The sequence below is a fragment of the Microbispora sp. ATCC PTA-5024 genome, assembly GCF_000511135.2.
Taxonomy (GTDB): Bacteria; Actinomycetota; Actinomycetes; order Streptosporangiales; family Streptosporangiaceae; genus Microbispora; species Microbispora corallina.
Genome location: NZ_KI866525.1, coordinates 557,666 through 568,084 on the forward strand (window position 1 = coordinate 557,666; position 10,419 = coordinate 568,084).

12 protein-coding genes are annotated in these 10,419 nt (G+C 72.8%); 3 read left to right on the forward strand and 9 right to left on the reverse strand.

Annotated elements, in window-relative coordinates:
• On the reverse strand, nucleotides 1–193 hold a 193-nt coding region (locus tag MPTA5024_RS43885), incomplete at its 3' end, for a hypothetical protein (RefSeq protein WP_232326681.1).
• Between the two features lie 62 nt (nucleotides 194–255).
• Here MPTA5024_RS43885 and MPTA5024_RS28505 point away from each other — a divergent pair.
• Nucleotides 256–564 carry an AzlD domain-containing protein gene (locus MPTA5024_RS28505; RefSeq protein WP_036330184.1) on the forward strand — a complete coding sequence of 103 codons (309 nt, stop codon included), beginning with the start codon at nucleotides 256–258 and terminating at the stop codon, nucleotides 562–564.
• A gap of 39 nt (nucleotides 565–603) precedes the next feature.
• Here MPTA5024_RS28505 and MPTA5024_RS28510 read toward each other — a convergent pair whose 3' ends face one another.
• From MPTA5024_RS28510 to ligD, 5 genes are all read right to left on the reverse strand, one after another.
• Complete coding sequence (locus tag MPTA5024_RS28510) at nucleotides 604–1,716, reverse strand: ATP-dependent DNA ligase (RefSeq protein ID WP_051458786.1); 1,113 nt, start codon at nucleotides 1,714–1,716, stop codon at nucleotides 604–606.
• On the reverse strand, nucleotides 1,700–2,437 hold the full coding sequence (locus MPTA5024_RS28515; protein ID WP_036330187.1) for a pyrimidine reductase family protein: 738 nt from the start codon (nucleotides 2,435–2,437) through the stop codon (nucleotides 1,700–1,702). Before MPTA5024_RS28515 ends, MPTA5024_RS28510 begins: the two co-directional genes overlap by 17 nt.
• 195 nt (nucleotides 2,438–2,632) lie before the next feature.
• On the reverse strand, nucleotides 2,633–2,860 hold the full coding sequence (locus MPTA5024_RS28520) for a hypothetical protein (protein WP_036330189.1): 228 nt from the start codon (nucleotides 2,858–2,860) through the stop codon (nucleotides 2,633–2,635).
• 320 nt (nucleotides 2,861–3,180) lie between these two features.
• Nucleotides 3,181–3,729, reverse strand: a complete 549-nt coding sequence (locus MPTA5024_RS28525) for a hypothetical protein (RefSeq protein WP_157099771.1) — start codon at nucleotides 3,727–3,729, stop codon at nucleotides 3,181–3,183.
• A gap of 654 nt (nucleotides 3,730–4,383) precedes the next feature.
• Nucleotides 4,384–5,400, reverse strand: a complete 1,017-nt coding sequence (gene ligD / locus MPTA5024_RS28530; protein WP_036330191.1) for a non-homologous end-joining DNA ligase — start codon at nucleotides 5,398–5,400, stop codon at nucleotides 4,384–4,386.
• Between the two features lie 410 nt (nucleotides 5,401–5,810).
• Here ligD and msrB point away from each other — a divergent pair, with 410 nt between their 5' ends.
• Nucleotides 5,811–6,212, forward strand: a complete 402-nt coding sequence (gene msrB, locus MPTA5024_RS28535) for a peptide-methionine (R)-S-oxide reductase MsrB (protein WP_036330193.1) — start codon at nucleotides 5,811–5,813, stop codon at nucleotides 6,210–6,212.
• 10 nt (nucleotides 6,213–6,222) lie between these two features.
• On the opposite strand, the gene MPTA5024_RS28540 is transcribed toward msrB, so the two are convergent.
• The 3 genes from MPTA5024_RS28540 to hemG form a co-directional block, all read right to left on the reverse strand.
• Nucleotides 6,223–6,735 carry a hypothetical protein gene (locus tag MPTA5024_RS28540; protein WP_157099772.1) on the reverse strand — a complete coding sequence of 171 codons (513 nt, stop codon included), beginning with the start codon at nucleotides 6,733–6,735 and terminating at the stop codon, nucleotides 6,223–6,225.
• Between the two features lie 195 nt (nucleotides 6,736–6,930).
• Complete coding sequence (gene hemQ, locus MPTA5024_RS28545) at nucleotides 6,931–7,632, reverse strand: hydrogen peroxide-dependent heme synthase (protein WP_036330198.1); 702 nt, start codon at nucleotides 7,630–7,632, stop codon at nucleotides 6,931–6,933.
• A gap of 104 nt (nucleotides 7,633–7,736) precedes the next feature.
• Nucleotides 7,737–9,158, reverse strand: coding sequence for a protoporphyrinogen oxidase (hemG, locus tag MPTA5024_RS28550; RefSeq protein WP_036330200.1), 1,422 nt, complete (start codon nucleotides 9,156–9,158; stop codon nucleotides 7,737–7,739).
• Between the two features lie 296 nt (nucleotides 9,159–9,454).
• Here hemG and MPTA5024_RS28555 point away from each other — a divergent pair.
• Nucleotides 9,455–10,419, forward strand: a 965-nt coding sequence (locus MPTA5024_RS28555) for a DUF4349 domain-containing protein (protein ID WP_084370074.1), incomplete at its 3' end; no start/stop codon positions are given.

A 10,419-nucleotide genomic window follows, 5' to 3' on the forward strand; every position in this document is an offset into this window, starting at 1 on the left:
TGACCGGGGGCGCGAGCGGGCCGCGGCCGCCCTCGCCGTGCCGGCGGCGCTCGTCTGCGTGCCGCTCCTGCCGCCCGGGGCGCCGGTGCTGATGACCGTGCTCGCGGCCCCCGCCGTCCTGGCCGTCTCCCGCCTGCGCGCTCGCCGCGCCGGTGGACGCCGAGCCGGCCAGGACGCGGCGGATTCGCCGCATTCGGGAGATTCGCGTGATTCGCCTGATTCGCCTGATTCGCGTGATTCGGGAGAGGGGGCCTTGTGAGCGTCTGGATCGCGATCGCCGTGACCGCGGCGGGGTGCTACGGGTTCAAGCTGCTCGGCCTGTCGGTCCCGCCGGCCGCGCTGGAGCGGCCGTTGGTGCGCCGGATGGCCGCGCTCGTGCCCGTCGCCGCCCTGGCGGCCCTCGTCGCGCTGCAGACCTTCGCCCACGGGCGCTCGCTGACGGTCGACGCCCGGGCCGCCGGTCTCGCCGCGGCCGCCGTCGCGCTGCTGCTGCGTGCGCCCTTCCTCGTGGTGATCGCGGCGGCCGTCGCCGTGACGGCCGCCGTGCGGGCCCTGACGGGCTGACCGCCCGTCTTCGCCACGCTCCGGGACGCGAACCCGGCCCTACTTCGCCAGGATGTCGTCGAGCTCGTAGACGACCGGCCGTTCCAGCTGCTCGTACGTGCACGAGGACGGCTCGCGGTCGGGCCGCCAGCGGCGGAACTGGGCGGTGTGGCGGAACCGGTCGCCCTCCATGTGGTCGTAGGCGACCTCGATCACGAGCTCGGGCCGCAGCGGGATGAACGACAGGTCCTTCTTGGCGTTCCACCGGGACACGGCGCCGGGCAGCCGCTGCCCCTGCGCTCCGCCCCCGGCCACCTCGGCCCAGTGGCCCCAGGGGTGGTCGCCCAGGTTCTCCAGCCGGTACGGCGCGAGCTCCTCCACCAGCTCCTCGCGCCGCTTCATCGGGAACGAGGCGGCCACGCCCACGTGGTGGAGGCGGCCGTCCGGCGAGTAGAGGCCGAGCAGCAGCGATCCGACGATGGGGCCGGTCTTGTGCTCGCGGTAGCCGGCCACCACGCAGTCGGCCGTGCGCTCGTGCTTGACCTTGAACATCACCCGCTTGTCCGGCGTGTACGGCAGGTCGCCCGGCTTGACCACGATCCCGTCGAGGCCGGCGCCCTCGAACATGTCGAACCACTCGCCCGCCCGGCCCTCGTCACGGGTGATCGGGGTGAGCCGCACCGACCGCCCGGCCCCCGCCATGACCTCCTCCAGCCGGGCGCGGCGGGCCGAGAACGGCGCCTCCATCAGGTCCTCGTCGCCGATCGCCAGCAGGTCGAAGGCCACGAACGACGCCGGCGTCGTCTCGGCCAGCATCCGCACCCGGGACGCGGCGGGGTGGATGCGCTGCTGCAGCGCGTCGAAGTCGAGCGACTGGCCGCGGATCAGCACGATCTCGCCGTCCACGACACACTTCGGGGGCAGCTCGGCCTTGACCGCCTCGACCAGCTCGGGGAAGTAGCGCGTGAACGGCCGCTCGTTGCGGCTGCCCAGGTAGACCTCGTCGCCGTCGCGGAACACGATGCAGCGGAAGCCGTCCCACTTGGGCTCGTAGTAGAGCGAGCCGTCCTGCCGGGGCATCGCCTTGACCGCCTTGGCGAGCATGGGCGCGACCGGCGGCACGACCGGGAGGTCGAGCGCCTCCTCCGGGGCGGTCTCAGGTGGTGTGGTCATCGCGCGTCTCCCTGACGTACCGGCAGAACAGAAAGCCATCCTCCTCGATGGCCTGGGCGAGCGCCATCGGAGTGAGAGAGGCCACGCCGTTCATGATGCGGGCGGCGTCGCCGGCCACGAGCAGCGGGCTGACCGTCAGTGCGAGCTCGTCGACCAGCCCGGCCGCGGCGAGCTGGGCGTTGATCCGGGGGCCGCCCTCGCACAGGATCCTGCCGAGCCCGCGCTCGCGAAGCTCCCGGACGGCCAGTGCCAGGTCGACGCGGTCGTCGCCCGCCACGATCACCTCCGCCCTCCTGCCCGCCTCGTCGCGGCGGTCCTTGGGCGCGGACTCCGTGGTGACGACGATCGTCGGGGCGTACGGCTCGGTCTCGGTGAACAGGGGGCCGCCGAGGTCGAGGTCGAGCCGCCGGGTGACGACGGCGATCGGCGGGGCGGGCGGCCGGCCCTCCCGCAGGGCCCGCCACGACTCGCGCGGCCGGGCCGGGCCGTACCCCTCGGTGCGGACGGTCGCGGCGCCGGCCATCACCACGTCGGCGAGGCCGCGCAGCACCCCGAAGATCCGCTTGTCCCCCCGGCTCGACAGGCCCTCGGAGCGGCCCTTCAGCCAGGCGGCGCCGTCGACGCTCGCCACCATGTTGAGCCGGAGCCAGGCGTCCCGGGGATAGGCGTAGGCGGCGGCGAGATCGGGCTCGTCCTCGACGTCGGGGTGTATGCGGCGCACGCTCTCTACATTGGCACACGCCCCCGACAGACAGCCGCGGGCCCGCTCGGGGACGTCCCCACGACCTCGCGGCGCGGCACACGGCGCGGCACACGGCGCGGCACACGGCGCGGCACACGGCGCGGCACACGGCGCGGCACACGGCGAACGGATCCGCGGTGGACGGGCACGCGGTGGGGGCTCGGTGCCGGCCTGTCAGGCCCGGCGGCGGCCCCGCTCCTCCGCGGCGGACCTGGCGATGCGCTCCTGCTCCTCGATGACGGCCCGCAGCTCCGCCAGGTCGTCGCCGTCGACGGTTCGCGCGGCGCCGGCGGTCTCGGCGGCGTGCCCGAAGGGGCGCTCGCGGGTCGCCCACAGGCGTCCGGCGTCGCTGCGCAGGATCCGCCAGCCGTGAGGCGGGACGGAGTCGGATACTGCCCTCACGGGAGAATTGCATCCGGTAATGATCACGGCCGCAACGCGGGGAGTGGTTTCTCCCCCCGCGACGCGGCCCTCCGGGAGATCATTCACCCCACTCGGGTGGAAGATCCTTATACCCGGCGGCGCATTCAGTCCGACGACGGCCGCGCCCTCGACGGCTGGACCCGCATCAGCTCGCCGGCGTCTTCGGGATGCCTACGGCATGAGCGCCGTGCTGTCCCAGGAAAAGGCAGGTCACCTCTCAGCGGAGATCGCCGGGTTATCCAACCGACGTGGGGCCCCGCAGAGCGGGGTCCCACTTTCTTGGCTCCGGCAAGGCGGGACTACTGCCAACCCGTCCAGCCGCCCCCGGCGGTTGTCTGCCACTTGTAGTGCCACATGTTGTCGGGACCGTAGACGGCGATTCCCAGCTCCCCGTTGGCGCCCGTGGAACACCAGACCCCATTGCCGGAAGCGATGAGGCCACCCAGGCTGGCCCAGCCACTCCAGGAGCCGGCCGGCTTCAACTGCCATATGTGGTTGACATCCCCGCCGCGGGCCTTGACGAAGATCTCCAACCGGCCGTCCTTGTTCCGGTTGCCGCACCAGCCGTCGTGGATCTCTCCGCCGAGGCTCTGCCACGGGGACCAGGATCCGTCGGTGTTCTCCCACCGGTGCCAGAGTGCGCCGGGGTTGGTGGAGTACGTGGTCGCCGTGCCGACACGGAAGATCTCCGGCCCGCCCGCCCAGAATATGTTGTCCAGGGTCAGGTCCTGCCCGGACGTGGTGCACCAGGCACCGCTACAGTAATTGTCCGCAGTTGCCGGTGTCGCCTGCACCAGGCAGCAAAGCAGGACAGCGGTGACCGCGACCGCCACACGTCTGCGAAGCATCTCCACTCCATTCGTTGGCACGGAGCCGGGAACGGCTCGGGCAGAGCTTCACGGACGTCGGTATAGCGCAGGTATATGCGCAGGTAGAACCGGTATATTGCTTTCGAATCAGAGCGATACGGGCTTCGGAAGGCCGAGGACCCTTGGCCTGCCCGGCGACCGAAGTCACCTTCCGCCCACTGAACGAGCTCGACGTCGACCAAGCCGCCAGGCACCTGCCCACTCGCCGGTGAGGCCCGCGCGGGGCGGGATCACGCTCATCCTCGACGACCGCGGGCAGCGTGTTGCCGCTGTAGTGCCGGTCGAGGTAGCCGAGACAGCACTCTGCGAGCCGAAGCCGAGAGCGTCGAAGACCAGGGCGCACGAATACGCCCTCCACGAGGGCAGGGGTAAAGCATCTTGCAGGAGTGGCCGCCCCGGGCGGGGACTTGGTCGGGAATCATGGCGAGCGCTGTGCTCAGATCAGAGTCGATCTCCGCCGGGCCGCGGTGTGTGCGCGCTGCACGGCCGCGCTCCCGCCGCACCGGTCGAGCATCGCGTCACTGCGCCAGCCGGCGAGCCTCATGAGTTCGCGCTCCCGGCCGCCGGCGGCCAACCGAACAAACGGTCCAGGTTATCGGGCGAGTGAGCGCTGTGCCTCAAGGTACGGACAGGTCATTCGGCATTGTTTTCCCTGCTCGCTGGCCTTGCCCTGCTGGGCTGGACCCGCATCGGCTCGCCGGGCATCTTCGGGTAGTTCGGCGGGTAGGGCATGTCGCCCCGCTCGTCGGCCTGGAACCACTCCAGCAGCGTGTCGATCGCGTACGACCGGTCGTCGATGGCCCGCTGCACGTCGCCCAGCTTCGCGAAGCGCGCGGGCATGGTGCGGAGGTCGAAGTCGCGGGGATCGCAGTCGGCCAGCTCCTCCCAGGTCACGGGCGCGGACACCATGGCGTCCGGCCGGGCCCGCACCGAGTAGGCCCCGGCCACCGTGCGGTCCCTGGCGTTCTGGTTGAAGTCGATGAAGACCTTCTCCCCGCGCTCCTCCTTCCACCAGGCGGTGGTCGCGAGGCCGGGGGCGCGCCGTTCGACCTCCCGGGCGAACGCGATCGCGGCGTACCGGACCTCGGTGAACGTCCACCGGGGCTCGATCCGCACGGTGATGTGGATTCCCCGGTTGCCGGAGGTCTTCGGGAAGCCGGTCATGCCGATCTCGTCGAGGACCTCCCGGGCCGTGAACGCCACCTTGCGGGCCTCCTCGAACGAGGTGCCCGGCTGCGGGTCGACGTCGATGCGCAGCTCGTCCGGGTGCTCCAGGTCGGGGCGGCGGGCCTGCCAGGGATGGAAGTCGATCGTCCCCAGATTGGCGCACCAGGCGAGCCCGGCCACCTCGGTCGGGCAGAACGCGTCCGCGGACCGCCCGCTGGGGAAGCGCACCGTGACCGTCTCGATCCACTCGGGGTGCTTCGGCATGCGCTTCTGGTAGATCGCCTCGGACTCCACCCCGTCGGGGTGCCGCTTGAGATACGTCGGCCGGTCCCGCAGCGCGCGCAGCGCCCCCTCGCCGACGCTCACGTAGTACTCCACCAGGTCGCGCTTGGTGGCCCCGATGGCCGGGAAGTAGATCTTGTCCGGGTTGGTGACCTTGACGACCCGGTCGTCGACCTCGAGTTCGATGTAGGGCGAAGCCATGGTGAGGACCCTACCCGTGAAGTCGTGGCCCGTCCCGGGCTGCCAACGGCGGCCGGACCGGGAGCTCCCACGAGGGCGCCCGATGTCGGCGCCGTCTCGTGGTCGCGGGCTGGCGGCGGCGCTGACGCGCCGCCCCGCGACGGGACGGACCACGACGAGGCCGCGCTCGCGCGGCGCCCCCTGCCGCCGGGCGGGCGTCCAGCACGGGTCGGGTGCATCGCCGCGCCGACGGCGGGACGGGCCGACCCCTCCCTCGCGGAAGGACGATCTGCCCCCTCACCTGAGAAGACGCAGGAAGACCCGCCAAAGGATGCCTCGCCGGGGAACAAGTCCCGCGGGAAGATCCCACGCGGTCCGGCGGTTCCCGTTACGTAATCCCCGAGAGGGGCCCCGTGCTTAGGCTGGTGGACATGGACAAGGTCATCAAGAGCGACGCCGAGTGGCGGGTCCAGCTGTCGCCGGAGGAGTTCCGCGTCCTGCGGCTGGCGGGGACCGAGCGGCCCTTCAGCGGCGAGTACGTCGACACCAAGACGGTGGGCGTGTACTCCTGCCGCGCCTGCGGCGCCGAGCTGTTCCGGTCGGAGGCGAAGTTCGACTCCCACTGCGGGTGGCCGTCGTTCTTCGAGCCCAGCGAGTCGGATGCGGTGACGCTGCACGAGGACGGCTCGCTCGGCATGCGGCGGGTGGAGGTCCGCTGCGCGCGCTGTGAGTCCCACCTCGGGCACGTCTTCCACGGCGAGGGCTACCCCACCCCGACCGACGACCGCTACTGCATCAACTCGGTCTGCCTGACGCTGCGGCCCGCCGAGTGACGCGGACGGGTCACCTGGGCTTGGGGTGGGTGACCCGGCAGTCGGAGTCGTCCGGGCCGAGGACGTTGGCGAGCACCGGGTTGCCGTTCTCGCCGAACTTGGCCTGGACGAACACCACGGGGTTGGCCTCACCGCGCTCGGACAGGTACTCCAGCCCCCGCTTGCACAGCGTGATGGCGTCCTTGGAGTTGCCGGCGTCCTCCGGCAGGTTCGTGTAGATCCGCAGGTAGCGGCCGGTGGTGCGGATGTCCTTGACCCGCTTGGACGCGTGGTCGTTCCACCTGCCCCTGAAGTAGGCGGCGGCCGTCGCGTCGGTGTACCTGGACGGGCCCGACGCCTTCTTCTCGTTCTTGACGGCCTTCCCGGCGTCGGCGGAGTCGGCCTTGGCGCCCGTCTCCACGCTCGCGACGGTCAGCTCCCCCGCCGGGCTCGGCTTGGGAGCCGCGACCAGACGGGACGGCCCGGCGTCCCGGTGGGTCAGCGGACCCGCCACCGCGAGGGCTCCGACCGTGAAGGCGGCCACCCCCAGGGACACCTCGACGACGCGCGGACGGGCCCGCCTCCTGCGGCGGCGCCCCCTGGAACGTGCCAGTCGGCTCGACACTCTGCCTCACAAAGACCCTTGATGCGTGGTCACAGTATGGCAAAGAACGGCAGCCATCAAAGCCGTTTCCGACATTTCGCGCACGGTTCGCCGAGATGTCCGGATTCCCGGCCGTTACGGCAGGGCCGCCACGAGCTCCGCCACCGGCTTGCGGGTGCCGGTGTAGAAGGGGATCTCGACGCGGGTGTGCCGCCTCGCCTCCGCGCCCCGGAGGTGGCGCATCAGGTCGACGATGCGGTGGAGCTCGTCGGCCTCGAAGGCGAGCATCCACTCGTAGTCGTTGAGCGCGAAGCAGGCGACCGTGTTGGACCGCACGTCGGGGTAGTCGCGGGCCATCTTCCCGTGCTCGGCGAGCATGGTGCGGCGCTCGGAGTCCTCCAGCAGGTACCACTCCAGCGACCGCACGAACGGGTAGACGCACACGAAGCCCCTCGGCTCCTCTTCGGCCAGGAAGGCCGGGATGTGCGACTTGTTGAACTCGGCCGGCCGGTGCAGGGCCATGGCCGACCACACGGGCTCGGCGGCGCGGCCCAGGGCCGTACGGCGGAACCGGGTGTAGACCTCCTGCAGGTCCTCCGCGGAGGGGGCGTGCCACCAGAACATGAAGTCGGCGTCGGCGCGGAACCCGGCGACGTCGTAGCAGCCCCGGGTCACCACGTCCTTGCCGGCCGACTGGGCGAGCAGCTCCTCGACCTCGGCGGCGACGCCCTCGCGGCCCTGCGGCAGCTGGTCGCGCAGCCGGAACACCGACCACATCGTGTAGCGGATCACCTGGTTCAGGTCACGTGCCTTTGGCCTCGGGGTGCGCTCGGTCATGGCTCCATTGTGCCCGTACGGGCGGCCGGTCCGCCGCCCGGCCTGGCCGCGGGGCCTCCAGAACGCTCCAGGAGGCCCGCGCGTGAAGGGCCGCCGAGAGTCGGTCAGGCGGAGGCCGCCGCGAGCCCCTCGAGGTGCTCCAGGACGCGCAGGGCAGCCGTACGGCCGGTGGCGACGCAGGCCGGGATGCCGAGGCCGTCATAGGCGGCCCCGCAGACGGCCAGGCCCGGGTGGCGGGCGATCTCCGCACGCACCCGCGCGACGCGGTCGAGGTGGCCGACGTCGTACTGCGGGAGCGAGCCGCCCCAGCGGGTGACCCGGGTGTCGAGCGGCAGCCCGCGCACCCCCATGACCTCGGTCATCTCGTTCATCGCGAGGGCCACGAGCTCGGCGTCGTCCCGCTGGAGCAGCTGTTCCTCCCCCAGACGGCCGATGGAGCACCGTACGACGACGAGGTTGCGGTCCGCCTCCGCCAGGTGCGGCCACTTCACCGTGCTGAACGTCGCGGCCTTGACCGGGCGGCCCTCGACCGGCGGGACCAGGTAGCCGCTGCCGGACGGCGCCTCGGGGAAGGCCGTCCTGGGGTAGGCGAGCGTGACGATCGCCACGCTGGCGTACTCGATCCGCGCCAGCTCCGCGGCCGCCTTCGGGGCCTCGCGGCTCAGCAGCCGGGAGGCCGGGCGGGCGGGCACCGCGAGGACGACGGCGTCCGCGTCGACGACCTCCTCGTCCCGGGTGGGGCCGGTGACGAGCCGCCAGCCCTCCGGGGTGCGGACCAGGTCGCGCACGGTGACGCCCGTGCGGACGTCGGCGCCGGACGCCTTCGCCACGGCGGGCGGCAGCGCGCCGAGCCCGCTCCTTACCGTCGTGAAGACCGGCCCGGCGTCCGCGGGCGCGTCCGCCACGATGGCCCGGGCGGCGGCCAGCAGCGACCGCTCCGTACGCGCGGCGGCGGCGACCCGGGGCATGGTCGCCTCCAGCGACAGCTGGTCGGACCGGCCGGCGTAGACCCCGCCGAGCAGCGGCTCGATCAGCCGGTCGACGATCTCGCCGCCCAGCCGGGCCCGCACGTACGCCGCCACGGAGACGTCGGTCGTGATCGGCGACGCGGGCAGCACCTGGTCGAGGGCGGCCCGGGCGACCCCGGCCGGGGAGATCACGCCCGACCTGGCGAGCGCGAGCAGGTCGGAGGGGACGCCCATCACCTGGCCGGCCGGCATCGGGTGCAGCGACCCGCGTGACAGGACGGAGGCCTGGGTGGTGCCGGGGTCGGCGAGCTCGTCGCCGAGGCCCACCAGCCGCGCCAGCTCCTTGCCCTCCGGCCGCCGGGCCAGCATCGACTCCGCGCCCTCGTCGACCGGCACGCCCGCGACCTCGGTGACGTGCAGCTTGCCGCCGATGCGGGAGGCGCCGTCGAGCACGGTCACCCGCGGGCCCGTCCCCCCGCGCCGGAGATGCAGGGCCGCGGCCAGTCCCGCGATGCCCGCGCCCACCACGACGACATGACGACCAGAGATCCCGTCCATACCCAGAAAAGTTACCGGCCGGTCTTCCCGGTCGCCGCACCGGCGGGCCGTGTCGGCGCCGTCCGCCGCGCGGACTCCTCCGGCCGGTCACGCGACGTGCGCGCCGCAGCGGGCGCCTCCGCCGGCCCTGTGGCGCGGCGTGCGTGCCGACCTCCCCGTGGCACGCCGTGGGTGCCGGCCGAGCCCTGGGGCGGCGGGCGCCTCCGCCGGCGGGACGTCGCCGCTCGTGACGGCACCGTGACGGCATCGTGATCGCGGGGGCGAACTCTGGAGGCGTGGCGACCCGTGTTAGGTACATGACTCGATTCCGGTACGGCGTGGCGGCGCTGGCCGCCCTCGCCCTCCTGACAGCCGGCTGTGGAGGCCCGTACGAGCAGGCGGACTCCGCCGGCTCCTCCGGAGGCACGGCCGCCGGGGCCGCGGCCCCGGCCAAGCCCGAGGCCGCCGCGTCCGCCGCGTCCGCCGCGGACGCGGGCGGACGGCAGGCGGACGCCCAGGTCACGATCGCCCCGGCGCAGCGGTCGGTCGTCTACACGGCCGAGATGTCGATCAGGGCGAAGGACGTCGCGGCGGCGTCCGACCGGGCCAAGGCGATCGTCACCGGCGCCGGCGGCTACGTCTCCGAGGAGCGGAGCAGCGCGTTCGAGGGCGGCGACCAGGCGGTGATCACGTTCAAGATCCCGCCGGAGCGCTACTCCGACGTGCTCGCCCAGCTGGGCCGCGACCTGGGCAAGCGGGTGTCGGTCCACCAGGGCGCCCAGGACGTCACGCAGGAGGTGGCGGACGTCGACAGCCGGGTGAAGTCGGCGCAGGCCACCCTCGACCAGTTCCGCACGCTGCTGTCGAAGGCCACCAAGATCGGCGAGATCATGGAGATCGAGCGGGAGATCTCCAGCCGGGAGGCCGACCTGGAGTCGCTGCAGGCCAGGCAGAAGGCGCTGGCGGCGCAGACGGGGATGGCCACGCTGACGCTCACGCTGATCGCGGAGCCCAAGCCGAGCGCCAGGCCGTCGGAGCCGCCGTCGGGCTTCCTGGCCGGCCTGCGGTCCGGCTGGCGGGCCCTGACGACGTCGACGCAGATCGCCCTGACCGTGTTCGGCGCGCTGCTCCCCTGGCTCGTGCTGATCGCCGTGGTCTGGGTCGTCACGCTGGTCCTGTGGCGCCGGCTCCGCCGCACGTCCCCGTTCGCGCCTCCGCAGCCGCCCGGTCATCCCGGGGGCCGGCAGGGGCCGCCGCCCCCGCCCGGTCATCCGGCGGGCTG